Origin of the sequence: Secundilactobacillus similis DSM 23365 = JCM 2765 (assembly GCF_001311075.1) — a bacterium.
GTDB lineage: Bacteria > Bacillota > Bacilli > Lactobacillales > Lactobacillaceae > Secundilactobacillus > Secundilactobacillus similis.
In genome coordinates this window covers 1-22,200 of sequence record NZ_BBAD01000053.1, presented here as the reverse complement: position 1 = coordinate 22,200, position 22,200 = coordinate 1, and the positions used below count along the sequence as shown (strand labels likewise).

The window sequence follows — 22,200 nt, the reverse complement described above, 5'->3', positions numbered from 1 at the left end:
ATGATACTAAAATCTGGCGGTTGTCAACGGCGGTCGTTGCAATTTCGTGGTCAACCGCACAATTAAGCACTTGAGATGATCTGCAATAGCGCTGAATTACGCAATGTGAGATGCAGGTAGGCGACTAGGTGGATGCTGTGTCGCGATAATTGGTGGTTGTTGGTGTTCTTCCAACAACCGTCAATTATCGGGGACGAAGTTAAGACTCGCGTGGGTTTTGGCGAGGCTTAACTTCGAGGTCTGAGACCGCCCTTCGGCTCAGGCCGGCCTCACAGCAGGAACCTAGTCGCATACCGGAATCGCCAGTTCACGCAAATTACCGAACTTCACAAACTAAACACAAGAATGCTTACGCTGGACACAAGCGACAGTGCAAATAGTGCAAACAAAAAGGAATCGGACAAATGCCGATTCCTTTTATATGGTACAAGATTACTTAGATGATGACTTCTTTGAAGATGAGCTGCTAGTCAAGTAGTCGGCCAAAACGTTTTGTAGTTGGCTGTCCTTGATTGAAACGTTACCCTTCTTCAAGACCTTAGAAACGACGCTCTTCAAAGTAGCGCTGTCGTTCATCCGGTTGTCGTAGATTTGAGCCTTAAGTTCTTTTTCGTGTTGCTTGTAAGTCCCTTTACCAGGATTGTTATCCATCTTGATAATGTGGTAACCATATGAGGTCTTCACTGGAGTAGTGGTGTAGTCACCGGTCTTCAACTTGAAGGCAGCCTTCTTAAAGGTTGAATCCAAAGTGGTATCGGTGTTATCAAAGGCGGCTAACTTACCACCCTTGTTCTTGGTAGCTGTATCAGTCGAGTACTTCTTAGCCAATGAGGCAAAGCTCTTGCCGGCCTTCAATTGCTTGATGACCGTTTCGGCAGTAGACTTCTTAGAAACTAAGATGTGTGAGACCGTAACCTTTGGTTCATACTTCTTAAATTGCTTTTGCAATTGCGCGTCAGTAACCTTGGTGTCGGCTTTAACGGCTTCCTTAAGAAGTAAGTTACTGCGGATCTGTTCCTTCAGTTGTGAAGCGGTCATACCGCTTTGAGAAAGGACACTGCTGAATGAAGAGCCGTATTCCTTCTTGTAGGCGTTGTATTGCTTAGTTACAGCTGATTTTTCAACTTTGTCACCGAATTGCTTTTCGAGGACCTTGTTTAAAATCATTTGTTGTAAGACTTGCTTACCACTAGAAGTGTTCTTCAAGCTACTGTAAAATTGATCTTCCGTAATTTTACCACCTGAAGTTGTGGCAACCGTTTTGCTGCCACAGGCTGCTAATGTTAAGCTCAACATAACACCAGCAAGTGCAATGAACCATTTTTTCATTCCGAAAACACATCCATTTCTATAAAATTGTTTGACCCGTTGGGACATTCCTACTTAATATAACATAAACCCTTCCGAAAGTTCATGTATAATCAGAACTTAATAAAAATTGAAATAGTTTTGTCATGTTAATTGACGGGATCATCGTGATTGAACCGGTCGGTGTGTTGCGAAATGATATCGAGGTGGGGTTGGATCTTAAATTGAAATTGATCAACGTCCTTTTTGATATCATCGATTACCGGCTGGGTTCGGTCCAACTCTGTTTGAAATCGATCTAACGCCGATTTAAACGCGGTTTGCTTTTCTTGGAAAACACTAGCGGCCGCCTGTTTATCTTGAACGAACTTGGCGGTGTTTTTTACGAAAGCAGCCGGGGTCTGTTTGGTATCAATTAGATGCCAGGCAAAGGCTACGCCAGCGGTGAGTAGGGTCGTCGTGAAAAAACGTTTCATCATCATTACCTCCAATTGTTAGAATTGGGCTTTGATTTGATCTTGAATCTTGGTTAAGTCAGTTTCACTGTATTTGCTTGAATTATCGGTGAAGGTCATGCCGAAATCATCGTGATCGGTGTAACGAGGTACCAAGTGAATGTGAGAGTGGAAAACGGACTGGTACGCCACGGTCCCGTTGTTGTTGAGGATGTTCATGCCCTTGATGGCTGGATCAGACGCCTTGATTGCGCGAGCGATTGCTGGAATTTTGGCAAAGACCGTTGCGGCTAAGTCAGCATCGTAAGCGAAGATATCTTTGACGTGAGTCTTAGGAATGACAAGGGTGTGACCAGGAGTGCCTTGAGAAATATCCAAAAAGGCCTTCACATCGTCGTCTTCGTAAACCGTGTAGCTTGGAATTTCACCCTTAATAATCTTGCAAAAAATGCAATCATCATCGTAATTATGTTCCATTGTTAAATCCTCCTTTGAATAGTAGCAGTTATCAACATTATACCTTGACTAGTGGGGGAAATGAAGCGGGCGGTTTGATTTTCGCCAATGTCCTTGGCTGATGAGTGGAATGGGCAAAAGGGACCGGTAACCGATTGGGGATGTGGTATACTGGTACACAAGTCTGACGTAGGCGCTGATACTGAATCAGTCAGCTACGCCGCGAGTTTACAACGAAAGCGAAGGGATGCACATGACATTACAGGTCACGAAAGTCGTTGGTGGCTATTCACAGATACCTGTGCTAAAAGAAGTGACGTTTGACATTCAAAACGGCGAATTAGTCGGTTTAATTGGGTTAAACGGTGCTGGTAAATCAACTACGATCAACCATATTATTGGGTTACTCACGCCATTTAAAGGCAAGATTGAAATCAACGGGGTGACGTTGCAGCAGGATACTCAAGCCTACAAGCAACAAATCGCCTATATTCCGGAAACGCCAATTCTTTATCAAGAGTTAACGTTGAAGGAACACTTGGAAATGACCATGATGGCGTATAACTTGGAACCGGATGCGACCTGGGAACGGGCACACCACTTGTTAAAGATGTTCCGGTTAGATAATAAACTGGACTGGTTCCCCGCAAACTTTTCCAAAGGGATGAAGCAAAAGGTGATGATCGTTTGTGCGTTCATTACCAATGCACCACTGTTTATCATTGACGAACCGTTCTTGGGTCTTGATCCATTAGCAGTTCATGACTTACTGGACTTAATCGACGAACAAAAGCAACGGGGTGCCAGCGTATTAATGTCGACCCACGTGTTGGATACGGCTGAAAAATACTGTGACCGCTTCGTGTTACTTCACGATGGGCAGGTCAAAACGGAGGGAACGTTGCCAGAGCTGCGGGCAGCGTTGCCGGATGCCGGAGAAACGCTTGATGACATCTACATGTCAATGACCAAGGCGGATCAACATGAATAAGCTATTTCAGCGCCGACTAGCAAGCCATCTAAAGGAGATGTTTAAGTACCTGCGGCTGGTATTTAACGATCACTTTGTTTTTGCACTCCTGATTATGATCGGTGGCCTGGGGTTAGCTTACTCCAACGGATTGAAACAGCTGACGACCGGGCTGTGGTGGCCACGGTTGATCGTCATTGTTGTGATGCTGGTGGTACTGCAATTAGGCCGGTTGGCAACGTTACTGAAGGATGCCGATGTGGTCTTCTTGTTGCCACGCGAACAGGATATGCGGCAATATCTGACTTCTGCTCGCTGGTACAGTGAGGGTCTCGCGCTGGTGTATCAGTTGCTGGGACTATTCATTTTATTACCGTTTGTGCAAGCAACAATGCCACTTTCAGTAGAGATGTTAGCTGCCTTGGCAGTAACTCAGTTGGTCTTAAAAGATAGCTTATTCACCCGTGCAATCGGCATGCGCTATCAAGTAGCACCCGGGTGGTTGACTCAGCCGGCAGTCGTCAAGTGGTTCGCCCCCGCAATTGTGCTGGCAGTGAGTGTCTACGTTTCACCATTACTCGGCTTATTGTTGAGTATTGTGCTGGACGCAACGCTATGGTTACTCAACCGGCGCTGGTTAGCACAAGCCTTTAACTGGTGGCGCGCTATTGCGCTGGAAAACAGCCGAATGATGGGCATCTACCGGTTCTTCAATCTGTTTACTAACGTCCCAATGTTAAAAGGGGTCGCCAAACGGCGCCGTTACCTGGATGGTCTGCTAGCGCTAGTGAAACGGACACCGGGAAATGCCTACTTGTACCTGTATAGTCGTGGTATCGTGCGTAGCGGCGAATTTAGCGGCTTATACGCGCGGTTAACGGTTCTGGGGATGGTGTTGCTCTACTTTGTCCGGGGAACGTGGTTGCCAGTCTTATTAGCAGCACTGTTCTTATACCTGATTGGGTTTCAGCTCATTCCGTTTTACTGGCAATTTGACGACATCGTGTTTACCCACCTGTATCCAATTCCAGATCAGGTTCGAACGAACAGTTTTAAACGTTTACTACGGACACTGTTATTCGTGACAGCGGTGCTATTTTTGGTGATGGTGATCGTTGCCAACCAGCAGTTGGAAGTGATTGGCATCACGGCGGTCGTTGAAGTGGTCGAAGTACTGTTAATGGTTCAATCCTACTTGCCGCTCAGATTAAGAAAAAAACAATAAGTGACTGTTTAAAAAACCAGCTAATCGTGATTGGCTGGTTTTTGGTGTTGACTAGCCGAACATTGTTGCATAGAATGAAGGGTAATCAAAATTTGGACTGATTAAAAAATCGCGACGATGACTGTAATCAAGTCGGTTAAGTTGTTACCGGCTAGTTTGTTGTGCGGTCAACGTAGTGGTTAAATCAGACAGTTAGACGTTGTCGTTAATCAAATAACCTCAGGAGGAACATTTATGCGGGTCAGAAAAAAACCGTGGGCAGCACAGTACATCAAGGATCACGCTGATTTGATCGTGACCGAACCCGAAAAGCAACTCGGACATTGGCAGGAACGCTTTCCATCCGTTCAGCCGCTTCAAATCGAAATTGGGATTGGTAAAGGGCAGTTTATCGTTGAGATGGCGCGCCAACACTCAGATATTAACTTTTTAGGCATCGAGATCCAAGAATCCGTGATTGCAACGGCGCTTCGGCAGTTGGTTGAAAGTGGGTTGACGAACGTGCAACTCGTTGAAACGGATGGCGCTAATGTTGATACACTATTTGCGGCGCAAGAAGTTGATCAACTGTTCCTGAACTTCTCTGATCCATGGCCAAAGACGCGTCATGCAAAGCGGCGGTTAACGTCACCGAATTTTTTGACTCACTACCAAACGGTTTTAAAGCAAGATGGTCGGATTCAATTTAAAACGGATAACCGAGGCTTATTTGAATATTCGTTAACCAGCTTTAATAACTTTGGCTTGGTGTTCGACGAAGTTTGGTTGGATCTACACAACAGTGATGGTAACGAAGGCAACGTTCAAACTGAATACGAAGAAAAGTTTAGCAAAAAGGGCCCAATTTACGAATTGATCGCCCACTTTGATCAAACCAAGTAAAATTGGCCGTAAAAAAAGCCAGTCGACCATCGACTGACTTTCGTTAGATAGGCGATTAATTAAAGGCGGGTAATGTTTAAGATGCTTCCCGTTTTGGCATCAGCCATGAATTCGTACTGCGTCAATTGTTGATCTTCGTACCGTGTGATGCCGCCGGTGTATACAAGGCTCTTGATCGCAAATTGCTGGTGGTTGATCGGTTGACTGCTGATCCAGGCACCTTCGATTGGGGCTTCGTGTCGAAAGGCGCGTTTAACTTTATCTAAAATAACGGATGAGGTTAAAATTTGCCGGTGAGAGAGTCGTTTGCCGGCAAGATAGCCAAAAAGCAGGCTTAATAGGGATAGCAAGCTTAGTTGCTGTGAATTTTTTAAGTTAAGTTCCATCTTGTTCTCCTCCAACGCTGTTTTGTCTATCCTACTTCAAAATGACCCGAAGTACCAACTAAAGTTACTTTGAAAACTAAATGGGTGTCTTTTTTTAGTGAGCATGGTAGTATCTACTATATAAAAGTAAGCAATCAAAGGAGCGATTACTCATGGAAGCATTACCACAAATGACGCGTGAACAATTAAATGAACAGGTTAAAACTGGCAAAACGATGCTGTTTTTCTCAGCAACTTGGTGCCCAGACTGTGCATTTATCAAACCCGCAATGCCTGAAATTGAAGCGGAATACCCGGACTACCGGTTCTTAGCAGTTGATCGAGACGAAAACATCGACTTAGCTGTTGACCTCAACGTGTTGGGCATTCCTAGTTTCATTGCCTACAATAACGGCGAAGAAATCGGTCGCTTCGTGAACAAAGACCGGAAAACTAAAAAAGAAGTTGAAACTTTCATTGATGGTTTAAACTAACCTATCTTGGAAGTTGGAAGGATGCGTCATGTTAATTTCTAGTTACAATCAAAAAGCGCTGGGCGACGTCTTGATCATTTACGTGGCCCCAGATGCTGACGAACAAGCAGTTGAAACCAAGGGTGCTTTTACCCGAATCTTTAACCCTGAAAATGACCAAACGTTGGGTTATAACGTTGATGCCGTTTCAAAAATTTTAGGACCCTTAGACGTCAACGGTCAGGTTTGGTTGACTGAAGCACAGGTTGACCAGTTGAACGCTGGTTTAACCGCAGCGGGTTTCAAACCAGATTTGGAAGCCGACCTTGAGTCTAAGTTTATCGTGGGTTACGTTGAAACTACGGAACCTCACCCAGATTCAAACCACATGTTAGTGACCAAAACGCGGGTTGCAGACGGCAAGACACTCCAAATCGTGAGTGGGTCACCTAACATGCAGGCTGATATCAAGGTGGTCGTTGCCGAAATTGGCGCAATGATGCCAAATGGCCAGATTATTTGGCCCGGCAAATTGCGCGGGGTTGAAAGTGATGGTATGATTTCATCAGGAAGAGAATTGCAGATTCCAAATGCACCCGATCGGCCGGGCGCGTTGATCTTACCTGATGACTACGAAGTTGGCCAGCCGTTTGATTTTGACAAGGCGCAAACTTTATTCAGTTAAGTTAAAAACGCGAAAAGGGGCCTCGGTCCCTTTTTTGTTTGGTCTCATGCATGTTTGAATACTACAAGTAATTGACTGTAATCGACAAAACTAACGACGAGTGAATAGGTGACAAGAATGAACCACTATGATGGACCAGCGTTTTTTCGAAGATACCAGCGGCCAAAGCCGGCCCGCTCAGTCACCCCACCGGTGACGAATCAACCAGAAGTACCAGCAATCTCTCGGCGACGCGAACCGCAACAACGGGTTGAACCAGTTGCACCGCGACCAGTTCAGCCAACGAGGGCAAGACGACCACGAAAGCAGGCACAACCTGACAAACCAGTTAAGCATGATTGGCATGATGATCAGCCGTTTCGACCATCATCGATTCCACGACAGTTATCGAAGCGACGGATCACACGTGATCGCGTGGACTATCCGCGATTGTTGGCAACGTATTTTACCAAATCAGACGAAGATGTTTTGTTACCGGTAGATGCGCGTGACGTCGCATTGGCGGATGCAACGGTATCAGAGCCATTGCAATATGCGGGAGATGCTGTAGTTGCTGGGCAGTCCGAGGATGACTTCGATCAGGCAACAACGATGCTATATCCGGATGATATGAACACAACACAGGACTCGGGTGATACTCAGTCGGCAGTGACAACGGTGCATGATAAAAGCGATGATGACGTTGAATCGACGGTGGCTGATGAGTCGACCCCAGTGACGGTGTCGGCAGATGAACCAAAAAACGATGTTGATTCAGTTGCTAGTTCAGTGCCACAGCCATCAAGTGAACCGCTTGCTGACGATGAAGGGACCTCTGTGGATAATCAAACTGCGGAATTGAGCCAATCAGATGGGGTGACACATCCGGCTGACAAGCAATCGGTTGTTGATGCTGAATCATCAACTCGGCCAGCGACAGTGGAAACCGATACGTTGACGGATGATGAAGCGTTAGAACCCGAAACAGCGGATGTTCGAACTAATGAAGCGAGTCAATTGAATACGGCAACCTCAGTGCAATCGACTGACAAACAATCGCTTGATGACGTTGAACCGGTAACCTCGGTATCAACGGAAGAGACAACGGAAGAGACCGGCGCGGTGCAGATGGCGAACCAACTAAAACTAGCTCAACGCCTAAACCGGTTGTGGCTGACAGTGTGACGGATGAACAAGTGACATCAGACGATGGAACTGAAGCTAAGGTCAGCGCCGATGCCGCACTTGCATCAGTATCGGAAACGACTTCAACTCAAGCTATCGATTCAGCCGATGATGAACAACCTGATTCTGAACTGAATCAGGACCACTCATCAGCTGCGGCTGCTCAACCTGAACCAGTTCAGGCAACGGACTTTGAAACAGTCACTGAGGCAGCAACTGAAGATGAGGCCCAAGCGACATCGAAGGACGTAACGGAAGATGCAACTAACGTATCGACAACCAATGACGAGGTTGTCGCACCAGAAGCCAAACAAGTCGCCGTCAAACCAGTTAAACCAGCCCGCGAGGCAAGTCATAGTTTGGGACATTCACTAGGTGATATTATGAGCGAAGAAAGTACCGGACTTAGCGACTTGGCGCTCTTTCAAGATAAACCAGTTGTTGCGGATGATGTCACGACAACTGCACGCGGGTATCAATTCCCGTCACCTGATTTATTGACCCCGCCCGTTGTGCCTGATGAAACGGAATTAGACGAGTGGATCGAACATCAAGGAGAGGTCCTTGATGAGACCCTGCAGGCGTTCCACGTTGATGCCCACGTTGTTGATTGGACGATTGGACCGACCGTGACGCAGTTCCAGGTGCATTTGGCACTCGGGGTTAAGGTCAACAAAATCACCAACTTAACGGATGATTTGAAGCTTGCGTTGGCAGCTAAAGACATCCGAATCGAAGCACCAATTCCCGGGAAGACCACGGTTGGGATCGAAATTCCAAATCCGAAGACGCGACCAGTCATGCTGTCCGAAGTTTTACGGTCAGACGCCTTTAAGAAGAGTAAGTCGCCACTGACGGTTGCGTTAGGGGTCGATCTCTTCGGTCAACCACAAGTGACTGACTTGCGTAAAATGCCGCATGGTCTGATTGCCGGGGCAACTGGATCCGGAAAATCGGTTTTCATCAACAGTTTGCTAATTTCGTTACTGTATAAGGCAACCCCAGCTGATTTACGGTTGTTGCTGATCGATCCGAAGGCGGTGGAATTGGCACCGTATGATGGCATGCCACACTTATTGGCCCCCGTTATTTCGGATCCAAAGGCTGCTTCGGCGGCATTGAAGTGGGCGGTCAATGAAATGGATGATCGTTATGAACGCTTAGCAGCGGCTGGCGTCCGCAATATTGAACAGTACAACGAACGAGCCGAATTGACTGAAGAATACGGTCTCAAGTTGCCGTACATTGTAATCATTATCGACGAATTAGCCGATTTGATGATGATGGCGTCTAGCGAAGTTCAAGACTACATTGTCCGTATTACGCAAAAGGCTCGGGCAGCGGGAATTCACTTGTTGATCGCCACGCAACGGCCTAGTGTTGATATTGTCACCGGGACGATCAAAAACAACATTCCAACTCGAGTGGCCTTCATGGTTTCATCTCAAGTTGATTCTCGAACCATTATTGATACTTCCGGTGCTGAACGCCTGTTAGGGCGCGGGGACATGTTATACCTTGGTAACGGCGCTTCACAACCGTTACGACTGCAAGGCACCTTCGTGGACGATGAAGTGGATCGTATTACTGACTTCGTTCGGACGCAGGGAAAGCCCCACTATGCCTTTGATCCGGATGGCTTGCTAGAAAAACAACAGGTTCAAGAAAGCCAAGATGATTTATTGCCGGAAGTCTTGGACTACATTGTGCAGGAAAAGACGGTCTCAACGTCGAAGTTACAGCGGGTCTTTTCGATTGGCTACAACCGCGCAGCTAACTTAATCGATACGCTGGAAAATAAGCAGTATATTTCTGGGCAAAACGGTTCAAAGCCACGGGATGTTTTCTTGACTGAAAAACAATTAGCAGAGATGCGCGCGCCGCGAACGGATTGAGAGATAACCCGTAAGCGAAACAGTGAATCAGTCACGGTTGAATTCACGACGCATTAATTTAGAAATGGCTTAAAAAATCCCAAATTTTACGGGGAAGCTGTGCTAAAATAAATGGTAAGGTCCAAATGGTTTACCGTTGCAATCGGTGAATCAGTACACAAAATTATTAATTGAAGCGATGAAAAGAGGATTTTGATGGACAACACAACGACGTATTACTTTGTTGGAATCAAAGGATCAGGTATGAGTTCACTAGCACTCATCTTACACGATAAGGGGTATCAGGTAGCGGGCTCAGATATTACCCAATATACGTTCACGCAACGTGGGTTGGAACAAGCCAAGATTCCGGTTTACCCATTTGATGAAGCAAACATTCATGAAGGGTTGACCGTGATTGCGGGGAACTCATTTACGGATGACCATCCAGAAATTAAAAAAGCACGGGATCTAAACTTACCCGTTTACCGGTACCACGAATTCTTAGGAAAAGTCATTGAAGGCTATACCAGTATCGGAGTAGCCGGTGCCCACGGTAAGACCAGTACAACTGGCCTACTGTCACACGTGTTATCTGGGATCGCACCAACCAGTTACCTCATTGGTGACGGAACTGGTAAGGGGACACCTAACGCCCGGTTCTTCGTGTATGAAGCGGATGAATACCGTCGTCACTTCTTAGCCACGAAACCAGATTACGCAATCATGACGAACATTGACTTTGATCATCCTGACTACTACAAGGATATTGACGATGTGTTCAGCGTCTTCCAAAGCTTTGCTAACCAAGTTAACAAGGGAATCTTCGCTTGGGGCGATGATGAAAATCTGCGTCGTTTGAAGACGGATGTGCCAGTTTACTATTATGGGACGAGTGATGAAGACGACTTCCAAGCTCGCAACATCAAGCGGACGACAAAGGGCTCTCAATTTGACGTGTACTATCACGACGAATTCTTGGGCAACTACCACGTGCCATTGTTTGGCGAACACAACGTTTTGAACAGCTTAGCTGTGATTGCCGTTGCCTACTTTGAAGAAGTCGATTTAGACGAAATCAAGAAGGAATTACTGAGCTTTAAGGGTGTTAAGCGTCGGTTTGCTGAACGCCAAATTGCTGATATGACGGTCATTGATGACTACGCGCACCATCCATCTGAAATTCGGGCAACGTTAGACGCTGCTCGGCAAAAATACCCTGATCGTGAAGTCATTGCGGTGTTCCAACCACATACCTTTACCCGGGTAATTGCCTTGATGGACGATTTTGCTAAGGCCTTGAATAACGCTGATCACGTATACTTAACTGATATTTTCAGTTCTGCGCGTGAAAGCAACGGGAGCGTTTCAAGTGAAGATTTAGCTAAGAAAATCGCCAAGGGTGGCCAAATCTTGAAGTTGGACAACATGTCACCACTTCTGGATTACCACAACGCAGTCGTTGTCTTCATGGGTGCCGGTGACGTTCAAAAGTACGAACGGGCATATGAAGAATTATTAACCCATTTGTCATTAAAAGATAACTAAATCGATTGAAAGAAGATTGGCAGTTAGTGCCAGTCTTTTTTTGTTGAATTGAGTGAGAACACCTAAAACTTTTCAGATACTTAACAAATAAATAATAATTGATCCAAATGATTATTTTTGATTGCGTTTCTCACTAGAACTGATACAATTGTTTGACAAATAGAGAATTAATCTAAGGAGGAATCTGATTGAACAATTATGATGAGCAGCCACGGCGGGTTATTAATGCTGACGTTGGCTTGAACCGCTTTTTGACGAAGATGTATGGGTGGATGGCCTTGGCCATTTTACTGTCGGCTGTCGCAGCGTTTTATGTAAGCACGACGCCGGCACTAATGAGCATTTTTGTTGGGCCAACACGCTGGTTACCAATCATTGTTTGGTTTGTCTTTCCGTTCATCGTGACGGGCCAAGCGTTAAAGCGACCGTCACTTAGTTTTACGTTACTCATGGTTTACGCGTTGATCACTGGTGGGGTCTTCTCCATGTACAGTTTGATCTACAGCGGTGGGACGTTAGTTTCGGCCTTCGTTTCCAGTGCAATCTTGTTTATCGTGATGGCATTGTTTGGGACGTTTACCAAGCGTGATTTAAGTCGCGTTGGTGCGCAAGCCACTTCAGCGTTGATCGCGTTGATTATTGCGTTTGTAATCAACATGTTCTTACAAAGCCCCGCAATTGCGTACGTCTTCTCGTTCATTGGCGTGATTATCTTTACTGCCTTGACCGCTTCTGATAGTCAAAAAATGAAGCAAATCTACCTGAACAGCGACGGTAGCGCAAGCTCAACAACCGGGATTGCCGTTATTGGGGCAATGCAACTCTACCTTGACTTTGTTAACCTGTTTATCTTCTTGCTGCAGATCTTTGGTGGTTTTGGAAACAGGGATTAATAATTAAATTGTTATGATTGGCCTGGACGAATTGTCTGGGCTTTTTGTTTGCTGTCGTTTGTGTCCAGCGTAAGTGTTGGGTGCAGTTTTGAGTGTCGGCTGTTTGTCATCGCTTCGCTCGCCAAAGTCGCACGAAACCGGCGCTCTCAGGCTACAAAATTCGGCGTCACTTAAACTGTCATTTCTAGGGTTCCTGAAGTTGTAGAAACTTGCCAACCAAGCGCTTTCTGGCCACCACGCCGAATGGTGCTGCGCGAGACTGAGAGCTGCATGTAAGTGCACTTCGATAAAACCGCCAGACCCGGGCGCTTTCACCGAAGTACCCTTACACTACGCTCTCAACCCGTCTCGCTCCGCACACTGTCGCTGGACACAAACGACAGCAACGTACCAATAAGTTACTAATTCAAGTTAAATAAATCGCCCACCCAAGGGCATTTTTGGTACACTAGAAGGGACGACAAATCGTGGAGGATCTGAAATGACAGAATCGAAAAAATTGTTATTAATTGACGGCAACAGTGTGGCGTTTCGCGCTTTCTTTGCACTGTATACGTCATTGAATAGTTTTACTAATGCTGAAGGGCTACACACCAACGCCATCTTCGGATTCAATAAAATGTTAGACATTATGTTGAAAGACGTTAAACCAACGGATGCGCTAGTTGCATTTGATGCGGGTAAGGTGACCTTTCGGACAAAAAAATACAGTGATTACAAGGGTGGCCGTTCTAAGACGCCGCCAGAACTTTCTGAGCAGATGCCCGTTATTCGAAAACTGCTAGCTGCTCGGGGCATTAAATCGTATGAGTTACCTAATTATGAAGCCGACGACATTATTGGCACGATGGCTAAACAAGCCGAAGCTGCTGGTTACGAAACCACAATTTTCACTGGGGATCGGGATTTAACCCAACTAACATCCGCTCAGACAACGGTGGCAGTTTCTAAAAAGGGTGTTAGCGAAGTTGAAAGTTATACGCCAGCCCACGTGGAAGAAAAACTCGGCGTTCGACCAGATCAAATTATTGAAATTAAAGGGCTGCAAGGTGATACATCGGACAATTATCCTGGTGTTTCAGGAATTGGCCCTAAGACGGCGGTTAATTTGATTCAAAAATATGGCACGATTGACGGGGTCTACGACCATATCGATGACATTACTGCCAAAAAAATGAAGGAACACTTGATCGAAGATAAGGATTCTGCGTTCCAATCACGTGATTTAGCAACGATTCGGCGGGATGCACCGCTTGAAATTGGGTTGGATGAATTGACCTATGCCGGTGACCAAACTGATGAGTTAGTGGCCTTTTATCAACAAATGAACTTTCAGTCATTCTTGCAGGATATGAACAAAGGTGAGGATGCCAGTGATGTTTTGGGCCTGACGCCCGTTAATTTTACGGTGCTGACAGCTGAAAACGTGGCTGAAGTGGGTCAGTTAAAGGATCGTGTGACCTTTTATCTAGAAATGCTAGACGCCAATTACCACACCGCAACCTTGGATGGCTTTGTTGTTGGGAGTGGCGAAACATGGTACGTGAGTCGTGACGTTGAGTTGCTCCAAACGGCGCCAATCAAATCACTACTGGCTAGTGAAACAATCAGTAAGGACGTATTCGATGCCAAACGAACCTATGTCGGGTTACATCGATTAGGCGTTACATTGAACAACGTTGATTTTGATTTACTGTTGGCATCGTACTTGCTTGACACCAATGAAAATAGCAACGATTTAGGGAGTTTAGCCTTTCAACACGGTTACCATCAGATTCAAAGTGATGAAGAAGTTTATGGTAAGGGTGTTAAGCGGGCGATCCCAGATGATGACCAAATCTTCTTTGAGCATTTAACGCGAAAGGGCATCACGATTGAGTCGCTAAAGGCGTCCCTATTTACCCAATTGAATCAAAACGAACAACGCCGGTTATACGAAGACCTTGAACTGCCAATGGCCTTTGTTTTGGCGCGAATGGAAATTGCTGGTATCAGGGTGGATACTGATCGGTTGAGCAACATGCAGAGCCAATTCACCGAACTGCTGGCGCAGATTCAGCAGACCATTTTTGAAGAGGCCGGTGAAGAATTTAAAATCAGTTCACCAAAGCAGTTAAGTCACATTTTATTTGAGAAAATGGGCTTAACGCCACTTAAAAAGACCAAAACGGGATACTCAACCTCAGTTGACGTCCTGGAAAAATTAGCCGCTGAGGCGCCAATTGTTGAGAATATTTTAAAATACCGTCAGATTGCCAAGATTCAGTCCACCTACGTTGAGGGTCTCTTAAAGGTTGTCCATTCAACGGATCAAAAGGTCCACACGCGCTATACGCAAACGTTGACGCAGACTGGCCGATTGTCCTCAGTAGACCCTAATCTCCAAAACATTCCGATTCGAACCGAAGAGGGGCGCCGGATTCGGCAAGCTTCGTGCCAAGTCATCCAGGGTGGCAGATTTTTTCATCTGACTACTCTCAAATCGAATTGCGGGTTTTAGCGCACATTACCCATGATGCGAACCTTCAAGCCGCCTTTCGCGATAACGAAGACATTCACGCTAGCACGGCTCGGCGAATCTTTAAGTTGATGCCGGATGAAGAAGTGACACCGAATATGCGGCGCCAAGCCAAGGCCGTCAACTTCGGTATTGTCTACGGCATCAGTGATTTTGGGTTGTCTCAAAACATTGGTATTTCCCGGAAACAGGCCCGTCAATTTATTGATACCTACTTTGAAGAATATCCTGGCGTTAAGCAGTATACCGAAGACGTGGTTGCGCAAGCGAAGGAAACCGGGTACGTTGAAACGATTGCTCACCGCCGTCGGTATTTACCAGATATTAACGCCAGCAACTTTAACCAACGTTCATTTGCTGAACGAACGGCCATGAACACCCCAATTCAAGGCAGTGCGGCGGATATTATTAAAATTGCGATGATCAACATGGAAAAGGCTTTAAAAGACATGCAAGCGACCATGTTACTTCAGGTTCATGATGAACTGATTTTTGAAGCGCCAGCTGAAGAAATCGCCACCCTTGAACAACTCGTGCCTAAAGTGATGGATTCGGCAGTTAAGCTTGAAATTCCGCTAAAGGTGGAGAGTCATTACGGGGATACTTGGTACGATGCCAAGTAATTAAGTTAAGAGATCGGAGGGCGAACGAATGCCTGAATTACCAGAAGTTGAAACGGTGCGTCGGGGCCTGACCCGGTTAGTCGAAGGGGCGACGATCGATCACGTTGACGTCTTGTACGAAAAGATGGTCGATCCCGAACCAGAATCGTTTAAAGAACAGTTAAAAGGAAAAACAATCGAAGCAATCGATCGCCGGGGCAAGTATCTCTTGTTTCGGTTCAATGATGACCTTACCATGGTGTCTCATTTGCGGATGGAGGGCAAATACGACGTTCAGCCGGATGATGCCCCCATCACGAAGCACACCCACGTGATCTTTCATCTAACGGATGGTCGCGCACTTCGGTACACGGATACCCGTAAGTTTGGTCGCATGAATTTGTTAAAAACCGGGACGGAATCGCAATTGATTGCCGGACTGAAGAAGATGGGACCCGAACCAACAGCAGAAGCGCTAACTGTGGACTACATGACCAAAATTTTTGCGAAGAGTAAGAAGGCCATCAAGCCGTTTTTGTTGGATCAAAATAACATCGCGGGGCTGGGCAATATCTACGTGGATGAGACGCTCTGGATGAGCCGAATCAATCCATTGCAACACGCTAACACGATTCCGGCCTTTCGAATTCGGCAGCTGCGCGATAATATCATCAAAGAAATTAGTCACGCCATCAGTGGTCACGGCACGACGGTCCATTCGTTTTCAACAGCGTACGGCGAGGCTGGCCAATTTCAAAATCAGCTGAACGTATATGGGCGCAAGGGTGAACCGTGTGTTCGGTGTGGCACCCCAATTGAAAAGACGAAAGTGGCGCAACGCGGGACGCATTTTTGTCCAGCTTGCCAAGCACTTCAAGAAATACCCAGTGAAACGATGGTCTTGGGATTAACGGGGGGCATTGCTTCTGGTAAATCAATGGTGAGTGCCTTTTTCAAGACGCATGGTGTGCCTATTATTGATGCTGATCAAGTTGCTCGTGAAGTTGTCGTTCCCGGATCAACCGGTTTGACTCAGATTCAACAGACCTTTGGCTGGCAAATCATTCAACCAGATGGCACTTTGGATCGTAAAGCGCTTGGCAGTTTGGTGTTCGGTCAACCTGAAGCCTTAGCGAAGCTCAATGCCATCATGCTGCCCTTGATTCAAGCAGCAGTGACTGCCCAGATGGCAACCTATCGCAAACAAAACGTGCCATTAGTTGTCTATGATGCGCCAACGCTGTTTGAATCGAAGGGTGCATCGTTAGTCGATGAAATTATGGTGGTGTCGTTACCGGAAGACATCCAGTTAGCGCGGTTAATGGCCCGTGATCAAACAACTGAAGCGGATGCAATGAAGCGCATTAAGAGTCAATTACCACTCGATGAAAAAATCAAACGGGCCGATATTGTGATCGATAATAGCGGAACAGTTGAAAAAACAAAAGCGCAAGTGGTAAAATGGCTTGATGAAGCTGGTTTTAGCACGTTATTAAATACTGCCAAGCAGGCTTGATCGCACGATAAACTGTAAGAAGAGGTGAGACGATGCATTGTCCACACTGTCACTATAATGGCTCCCGGGTCGTTGATAGTCGACCAACTGATGAAGGGCGCGTGATTCGCCGCCGCCGTGAATGTGAAAACTGTGGTTTTCGCTTCACGACGTTTGAACGAATTGAAGTAACGCCGTTGTTGGTGATCAAGAAAAATGGCACGCGAGAAGAATTTAACCGTGAGAAAGTGCTCCGGGGGATTATTCGCTCTGCTGAAAAACGGCCGGTTGGCATGGATGTCATGACCAAGGTCGTTGATGAAGTGGAAAACGAAATTCGGGCACTGGGGGAAAACGAAGTCTCTAGTCAACTCATTGGCGAATACGTTATGAAACGATTGGCCGATATTGACGAAATTTCCTATATCCGTTTTGCAAGTGTTTACCGCCAATTCAAGGATATGAGCGTCTTTTTGGAAGAACTCAAAGACGTCATGAAAAAAGATAAACAAAAAGAAGATCCTGAATCAAAATAGAAATGAGGCATGACCATGACGGCAACCCCACAACCGTTGCAACCTAAAACAACGGTGACAGTCGTTGCAACGCGGCCGCTCACTGATGCACAACGCGATGTCTTAGATCAGCTGTACCAGCCGATTTTAGGCGTGGCCGCGTACACGCTAGCAGTTGTTTTATGGCGTCAAGTATCGCTGACGCCCGAACTGCAGGTGTCACTAAATCATAGTGAGCTGTTGACGTTACTCAATATTGGCATGAATCCTCTGCAAGAAGCCCGTTACCGCTTGGAAGCAACGGGCTTGTTGCAGTCGTATCAAAATCAACCAGATCGATTACCAGAATTGATTTATGAATTAAAATCACCGGTGACGAGCGAGATGTTTTTTAATGACGATCTGTTAAGCTTATTGCTCTTAGAAACGGTGGGCGAACGGCAATTCAAACGCTTAAAGACCCATTTTTTAGCACGCCCGTTGAATCGAAGTGGTTGGCAAAATATTAGTCGTCAGTTTTTGGATGTCTTTCAGTTGGATGGCCGGTTGATTGCTGAACCGCCCAAGGTGATTCAGACAACTAAGCAAGAACTTGCTGAACAGGAACCGGCTGCTAACACGTTGCCTAACGCAATCACGACTAGTACAGACTTTGATTTTTCACTATTGGTTGATATTTTAAAGCGAGCTTACGTGGACTTAGATGATATTCAAAAATACCGCAACGTCATTCTTAACGAACACGTATTGTATGATATTGACGAAACTGAAATGGCCAGTTTGATTGGTGAGGCCACCGATTTGGTGACTAATAACTCGATATTAATCGGTTAAAAACAACCATTGCGTCACAATACCGGAAACGGTCACTTTCTGAGCAGACGGCAACCCCAGCACAACCGCAGCCGGTAAAACAATCCGCTAAGAAAAGTCGGTTGACACCGCAAGAAACGGCCCTCGTTGAGGTTGCCAATGCGTTTACACCGGTCACTTTTTTAAGCAAGCTTCACGAAGAAAAGCACAGTGATCTCGTTTCGGGTGAGCAACGCATCGTGGAACAGCTCTTAGATCGTGGCAAACTTCCTGTGCCAGTGATCAATATCTTGATCTACTACATTCTCAATGATCGGGGTTTCTCAACTTTATTGCAGGGACCAGTCGATACGACGTCGAATAGCTGGGCTGAACGCGGGGTTAAAACCGCGGAAGAAGCCGTGATTCAAATTCACGAATGGCATTTGGAAAAAGCTAAGCCAAAGCAACGTAAGTCCTATAATCGGGCTAACGGTAAGCGCAGGAATGTAAAGGAAACGTTGCCGGATTGGGCTAAAGAGGGTTATGAGCCACCGAAACAGTCGGCACAAGAAGTGAGTGACCGGAATGCGGAATTTAAGGAACGGCTTAACCGGTTAAAACAACGGTCGAAGGGAGATGACTAGGGTGGAAAATATTAGTGATGCGATGCGTCAGTATATGGATAAACATCAACTCAACGAAAATTATCAACGGTTGATGGCATCGGTCTATCAAGATCCAACGGTCAAGGCATTTTTAGAGCAACATCGTGATCAATTGACGAACGACCAGATTGATCGTTCATCAGCGAAACTGTATGAGTTTGTGAACGAACGCCACCGACTCGAAAACGGTGAACCAACGTTTGCACCTGGCTATGAACCAACCTTGGTTTTGAACGACCACTTAATTGAAGTGTCTTATAAACCGACTGCTGATCAGCGTGCTAAGTTGAAACAACAAGCTGCCCGAAAACGAGTCAGTTCGGTGATGATGCCCAAGTTGATCAAAAACGCCACCTTTGACCAGTTTGAACCTGATGAGGACCAGCAGGGTACCGGGCGAATGGCCGCAGCTAATCAGGCGATGGCATTTATTGACGCTTATATCGCTGATCGGAAACATTTTCATCAGGGGCTTTATCTGTATGGCAGTTTGGGAATTGGCAAAACCTACTTATTGGGCGCCATTGCCAATTATTTAGCGGATAATAACGTTCGAACAACGTTAGTGCACTTCCCGAGTTTTGCGGTCGAGATGAAGAGTGCGATTGGTAATAATCAGGTTGCCGAAAAAATGGATGCTGTTAAAAAGTCACCAATTTTGATGATTGATGATATTGGGGCAGATGCGATGTCAGCTTGGATTCGGGATGATATTTTAGGCGTCATTTTGGAATACCGGATGCAAAATGAATTACCGACCTTTTTCTCGTCGAATTTCTCGATGGATCAGCTGGAACACGAGCATTTGGCACAAACGACAAATGGCGATGTAGAGCCGATTAAGGCGAAACGGTTAATGGAACGGGTTCGCTTTTTAGCCCGGGAAGTTGTGATGGCTGGCCCGAATCGACGACCAAAATAAATCACGAAAAAATGAAACGGGTTCTTGACGAATCAATTTCAGCGTGGTTTAATGAGTTTTGTAATCATAAATTAAGACTTTAAATGTTTGAAAGACATGACTTCTACGAACTCTCCAAGAGAGAAACGCCACTTCTGGAAGCGTTTTGTGAGCGACTTTGAGTTACCACTTTCTCGAATGTGTGGTGGCTAATACCACATCGGTAGCACCGTTATCGCTGAATGAAGGTTTGGTGGCACTTGCCCCAGACGAAGTTCGGGTGGAACCGCGTAGAAGACGTCCCGGTATGTACAAGTTTATTTGTGCATGCCGGGACTTTTTTGTTCCACATATTCGAGAGTGACTTCGGCATTTGACAGTAATTTTAAAGGAGAAAACGAGATATGGCAGAAATTTCACTGCAATTCCCAGATGGTAATCAAAAGCAATTTGATGAAAACGCAACTGCAAAAGACGTTGCACAATCAATCGCTATCAGCTTGGCTAAAAAAGCCGTTGCTGGTAAGTTGGATGGCAAGTTAGTTGATTTGAACGCCCCATTGAAGCACGATGGTAAGATTGAAATCGTGACCGCTAACAGCGAAGATGGGTTGAACGTGTTGCGTCAATCCGTTGCCTTGTTAACGAAGGTTGCGTTGAAGCAAAGCTTCCCAGAAATTGAATTTGGTGAAGAAACTGGCGACGAAAACGGCTTCTATATCGATACTGATAAGGCTGATGGCCAAGTGAGTGCCGATTCATTACCAGCCATTGCTGATAAGGTTCAAGCTTAATCAACCAAAACTAGACGTTAAGCATGAATCAGTTGATAAAGCCGCTGCTTTGAAGAAGTTAGCTGGAACGAAGTTTGAAGCTAAGATCGTTGAAGACAGCGATGCTGACGCCTTTGACTTCTACGAAATTGATGGTGTTTCTGTTTTGGCAACTGGAGTTAGTTTTGACAACACTGGCGCAATCAAGTTCTTCAAGCTCTTGTCCGTTGCCGGTGCTTACTTCGAAGGTAAGTCATCAAACCCAATGCTCCAACGGATCTACGGGACGGCTTTCTTCAAGCAAGCTGACTTGGACGCTGACTTACAAGCTCGCCAAGAAGCCCGCGAACGTGACCACCGGGTTATCGGGAACGACTTAGACTTGTTCTTCGTTGATCCTAAGGTTGGTGCCGGTTTACCATACTGGATGCCAAACGGTGCTACCATTCGTCGGACGATCGAACGTTACATCATCGACAAGGAATTGGGTGACGGCTACGAACACGTTTACACGCCAGTTTTAGCTAACCTTGACCTCTACAAGACTTCCGGTCACTGGCAACACTACCGTGAAGACATGTTCCCACCAATGGACATGGGCGACGGTGAAATGTTGGAATTACGGCCAATGAACTGCCCAAGCCATATTCAAGTTTACAAGCACCACATCCGTTCATACCGTGAATTGCCATTACGGATCGCTGAACTTGGGATGATGCACCGTTACGAAAAATCAGGTGCCTTGAGTGGGTTGCAACGGGTTCGTGAAATGACCTTGAACGATGGCCACACCTTCGTTGCATTGGAACAAGTTCAAGATGAATTCAAGAAGATCTTGCAGTTGATCATGGACGTCTACAAAGACTTCAACATCAACGATTACACGTTCCGGTTATCATACCGTGATCCTAAGAACACTGAAAAGTACTTCGATGATGATGAAATGTGGAACCGGAGCCAAAGCATGTTGAAGGGTGCCATGGACGACCTTGGCTTGGATTACTACGAAGCCGAAGGAGAAGCTGCTTTCTACGGTCCTAAGTTGGATATCCAAACGAAGACTGCACTTGGCAACGACGAAACCATGTCAACTATTCAATTGGACTTCATGTTGCCAGATCAATTTGATTTGAGCTACGTGGGTGCTGATGGTCAAGACCACCGTCCAGTTATGATTCACCGCGGAATCGTTGGGACGATGGAACGGTTTATCGCTTACTTGACTGAAATCTACAAGGGTGCATTCCCAACTTGGTTGGCACCTAAGCAAGTCACGATCATCCCAGTTAGCGACGACAAGCACGGCGCATACGCTGACGAACTTCGCAAGCAATTGTTGAAGGCCGGCGTTCGGGCTGATGTTGATCACCGTGGCGAAAAGATGAACTACTTGATTCGTGATGCGCAAACTCACAAGATTCCATACACGTTAGTTGTTGGGGATCAAGAAGTTGCTGATAAAGCGGTTAGTGTTCGTAAATACGGCGAACAAGACAGTGCTACTATGAGTGCGGATGCTTTCGAAGATGTTGTTTTGAAGGACATTGCTAACTATAGTAACAACTAATTAACGGTAACGTTAATCGTATATAATAGTAAGAAGCCAGTTGCTGATTGAGCGACTGGCTTCTTTTTTGT

The 22,200-nt window shown here is 46.0% G+C and carries 20 protein-coding genes and 2 pseudogenes; 18 read left to right on the top strand and 4 right to left on the bottom strand.

The window, feature by feature from the left end:
• Nucleotides 1–432 precede the first annotated feature (432 nt).
• The 3 genes from JCM2765_RS11340 to JCM2765_RS11330 all read right to left on the bottom strand — a co-directional run bounded on the left by JCM2765_RS11340 (nt 433) and on the right by JCM2765_RS11330 (nt 2,240).
• Entirely contained in the window at nt 433–1,329 is an 897-nt protein-coding gene (locus JCM2765_RS11340; protein WP_054736855.1) for a peptidylprolyl isomerase PrsA, read from the bottom strand.
• A gap of 128 nt (nt 1,330–1,457) precedes the next feature.
• Entirely contained in the window at nt 1,458–1,784 is a 327-nt protein-coding gene (locus JCM2765_RS11335; protein WP_054736854.1) for a hypothetical protein, read from the bottom strand.
• A gap of 18 nt (nt 1,785–1,802) precedes the next feature.
• Nucleotides 1,803–2,240: an HIT family protein gene (locus JCM2765_RS11330; RefSeq protein ID WP_054736853.1), complete on the bottom strand. Its 438-nt coding sequence runs from the start codon at nt 2,238–2,240 to the stop codon at nt 1,803–1,805.
• 232 nt (nt 2,241–2,472) lie between these two features.
• On the opposite strand from JCM2765_RS11330, the gene JCM2765_RS11325 reads away from it, so the two are divergent.
• From JCM2765_RS11325 to trmB, 3 genes are all read left to right on the top strand, one after another.
• The gene (locus JCM2765_RS11325) at nt 2,473–3,210 is read left to right on the top strand and encodes an ABC transporter ATP-binding protein (RefSeq protein ID WP_054736852.1); all 738 of its coding nucleotides are present in this window, start codon (nt 2,473–2,475) and stop codon (nt 3,208–3,210) included.
• The gene (locus JCM2765_RS11320; protein ID WP_054736851.1) at nt 3,203–4,414 is read left to right on the top strand and encodes an ABC transporter permease; all 1,212 of its coding nucleotides are present in this window, start codon (nt 3,203–3,205) and stop codon (nt 4,412–4,414) included. Before JCM2765_RS11325 ends, JCM2765_RS11320 begins: the two co-directional genes overlap by 8 nt.
• A gap of 234 nt (nt 4,415–4,648) precedes the next feature.
• On the top strand, nt 4,649–5,296 hold the full coding sequence (gene trmB / locus JCM2765_RS11315) for a tRNA (guanosine(46)-N7)-methyltransferase TrmB (protein ID WP_054736850.1): 648 nt from the start codon (nt 4,649–4,651) through the stop codon (nt 5,294–5,296).
• 59 nt (nt 5,297–5,355) lie between these two features.
• On the opposite strand, the gene JCM2765_RS11310 is transcribed toward trmB, so the two are convergent.
• Nucleotides 5,356–5,682 (bottom strand): hypothetical protein, encoded by a 327-nt coding sequence (locus JCM2765_RS11310; protein WP_054736849.1) that lies wholly within the window; start codon nt 5,680–5,682, stop codon nt 5,356–5,358.
• Between the two features lie 152 nt (nt 5,683–5,834).
• On the opposite strand from JCM2765_RS11310, the gene JCM2765_RS11305 reads away from it, so the two are divergent.
• From JCM2765_RS11305 to thrS, 15 genes and pseudogenes are all read left to right on the top strand, one after another.
• Nucleotides 5,835–6,155, top strand: coding sequence for a thioredoxin family protein (locus tag JCM2765_RS11305; RefSeq protein WP_054736848.1), 321 nt, complete (start codon nt 5,835–5,837; stop codon nt 6,153–6,155).
• Between the two features lie 28 nt (nt 6,156–6,183).
• Nucleotides 6,184–6,819 carry a YtpR family tRNA-binding protein gene (gene ytpR / locus JCM2765_RS11300; protein ID WP_054736847.1) on the top strand — a complete coding sequence of 212 codons (636 nt, stop codon included), beginning with the start codon at nt 6,184–6,186 and terminating at the stop codon, nt 6,817–6,819.
• 117 nt (nt 6,820–6,936) lie between these two features.
• Nucleotides 6,937–7,983 carry a hypothetical protein gene (locus JCM2765_RS11295; protein WP_054736846.1) on the top strand — a complete coding sequence of 349 codons (1,047 nt, stop codon included), beginning with the start codon at nt 6,937–6,939 and terminating at the stop codon, nt 7,981–7,983.
• Entirely contained in the window at nt 7,980–9,878 is a 1,899-nt protein-coding gene (locus JCM2765_RS11290; protein ID WP_439646170.1) for a DNA translocase FtsK, read from the top strand. The genes JCM2765_RS11295 and JCM2765_RS11290 overlap by 4 nt, the downstream gene beginning before the upstream one ends.
• Nucleotides 9,879–10,073: 195 nt before the next feature.
• Nucleotides 10,074–11,405, top strand: a complete 1,332-nt coding sequence (gene murC, locus JCM2765_RS11285) for a UDP-N-acetylmuramate--L-alanine ligase (RefSeq protein WP_054736845.1) — start codon at nt 10,074–10,076, stop codon at nt 11,403–11,405.
• A gap of 188 nt (nt 11,406–11,593) precedes the next feature.
• The gene (locus JCM2765_RS11280) at nt 11,594–12,298 is read left to right on the top strand and encodes a Bax inhibitor-1/YccA family protein (RefSeq protein WP_054736844.1); all 705 of its coding nucleotides are present in this window, start codon (nt 11,594–11,596) and stop codon (nt 12,296–12,298) included.
• A gap of 481 nt (nt 12,299–12,779) precedes the next feature.
• Nucleotides 12,780–15,439 (top strand): annotated as a pseudogene (gene polA, locus JCM2765_RS11275) (DNA polymerase I).
• 28 nt (nt 15,440–15,467) lie between these two features.
• Nucleotides 15,468–16,292: pseudogene (gene mutM / locus JCM2765_RS18300) on the top strand (DNA-formamidopyrimidine glycosylase); the annotation flags it as partial.
• 21 nt (nt 16,293–16,313) lie between these two features.
• Nucleotides 16,314–16,934: a dephospho-CoA kinase gene (gene coaE / locus JCM2765_RS18295; RefSeq protein WP_175576976.1), complete on the top strand. Its 621-nt coding sequence runs from the start codon at nt 16,314–16,316 to the stop codon at nt 16,932–16,934.
• Between the two features lie 32 nt (nt 16,935–16,966).
• Nucleotides 16,967–17,449 carry a transcriptional regulator NrdR gene (gene nrdR, locus JCM2765_RS11265; RefSeq protein WP_054736843.1) on the top strand — a complete coding sequence of 161 codons (483 nt, stop codon included), beginning with the start codon at nt 16,967–16,969 and terminating at the stop codon, nt 17,447–17,449.
• 15 nt (nt 17,450–17,464) lie between these two features.
• Complete coding sequence (locus tag JCM2765_RS11260; RefSeq protein ID WP_054736842.1) at nt 17,465–18,262, top strand: replication initiation and membrane attachment family protein; 798 nt, start codon at nt 17,465–17,467, stop codon at nt 18,260–18,262.
• A gap of 101 nt (nt 18,263–18,363) precedes the next feature.
• Entirely contained in the window at nt 18,364–18,867 is a 504-nt protein-coding gene (locus JCM2765_RS11255) for a DnaD domain protein (RefSeq protein WP_054736841.1), read from the top strand.
• 1 nt (nt 18,868) lies between these two features.
• The gene (gene dnaI / locus JCM2765_RS11250) at nt 18,869–19,810 is read left to right on the top strand and encodes a primosomal protein DnaI (RefSeq protein WP_054736840.1); all 942 of its coding nucleotides are present in this window, start codon (nt 18,869–18,871) and stop codon (nt 19,808–19,810) included.
• Nucleotides 19,811–20,193: 383 nt separating this feature from the next.
• Nucleotides 20,194–20,583 (top strand): TGS domain-containing protein, encoded by a 390-nt coding sequence (locus JCM2765_RS19300; RefSeq protein ID WP_439646169.1) that lies wholly within the window; start codon nt 20,194–20,196, stop codon nt 20,581–20,583.
• Nucleotides 20,540–22,129 carry a threonine--tRNA ligase gene (thrS, locus tag JCM2765_RS11245; RefSeq protein ID WP_439646168.1) on the top strand — a complete coding sequence of 530 codons (1,590 nt, stop codon included), beginning with the start codon at nt 20,540–20,542 and terminating at the stop codon, nt 22,127–22,129. The genes JCM2765_RS19300 and thrS overlap by 44 nt, the downstream gene beginning before the upstream one ends.
• Nucleotides 22,130–22,200: the final 71 nt, after the last annotated feature.

What these genes read in the sequence shown, in the direction of transcription:
- JCM2765_RS11340 (WP_054736855.1), bottom strand. Translation starts at nt 1,329, where the DNA reads ATGAAAAAATGGTTCATTGCACTTGCTGGTGTTATGTTGAGCTTAACA.
- JCM2765_RS11335 (WP_054736854.1), bottom strand. Translation starts at nt 1,784, where the DNA reads ATGAAACGTTTTTTCACGACGACCCTACTCACCGCTGGCGTAGCCTTT.
- JCM2765_RS11330 (WP_054736853.1), bottom strand. Translation starts at nt 2,240, where the DNA reads ATGGAACATAATTACGATGATGATTGCATTTTTTGCAAGATTATTAAG.
- JCM2765_RS11325 (WP_054736852.1), top strand. Translation starts at nt 2,473, where the DNA reads ATGACATTACAGGTCACGAAAGTCGTTGGTGGCTATTCACAGATACCT.
- JCM2765_RS11320 (WP_054736851.1), top strand. Translation starts at nt 3,203, where the DNA reads ATGAATAAGCTATTTCAGCGCCGACTAGCAAGCCATCTAAAGGAGATG.
- trmB (WP_054736850.1), top strand. Translation starts at nt 4,649, where the DNA reads ATGCGGGTCAGAAAAAAACCGTGGGCAGCACAGTACATCAAGGATCAC.
- JCM2765_RS11310 (WP_054736849.1), bottom strand. Translation starts at nt 5,682, where the DNA reads ATGGAACTTAACTTAAAAAATTCACAGCAACTAAGCTTGCTATCCCTA.
- JCM2765_RS11305 (WP_054736848.1), top strand. Translation starts at nt 5,835, where the DNA reads ATGGAAGCATTACCACAAATGACGCGTGAACAATTAAATGAACAGGTT.
- ytpR (WP_054736847.1), top strand. Translation starts at nt 6,184, where the DNA reads ATGTTAATTTCTAGTTACAATCAAAAAGCGCTGGGCGACGTCTTGATC.
- JCM2765_RS11295 (WP_054736846.1), top strand. Translation starts at nt 6,937, where the DNA reads ATGAACCACTATGATGGACCAGCGTTTTTTCGAAGATACCAGCGGCCA.
- murC (WP_054736845.1), top strand. Translation starts at nt 10,074, where the DNA reads ATGGACAACACAACGACGTATTACTTTGTTGGAATCAAAGGATCAGGT.
- coaE (WP_175576976.1), top strand. Translation starts at nt 16,314, where the DNA reads ATGGTCTTGGGATTAACGGGGGGCATTGCTTCTGGTAAATCAATGGTG.
- nrdR (WP_054736843.1), top strand. Translation starts at nt 16,967, where the DNA reads ATGCATTGTCCACACTGTCACTATAATGGCTCCCGGGTCGTTGATAGT.
- JCM2765_RS11260 (WP_054736842.1), top strand. Translation starts at nt 17,465, where the DNA reads ATGACGGCAACCCCACAACCGTTGCAACCTAAAACAACGGTGACAGTC.
- JCM2765_RS19300 (WP_439646169.1), top strand. Translation starts at nt 20,194, where the DNA reads ATGGCAGAAATTTCACTGCAATTCCCAGATGGTAATCAAAAGCAATTT.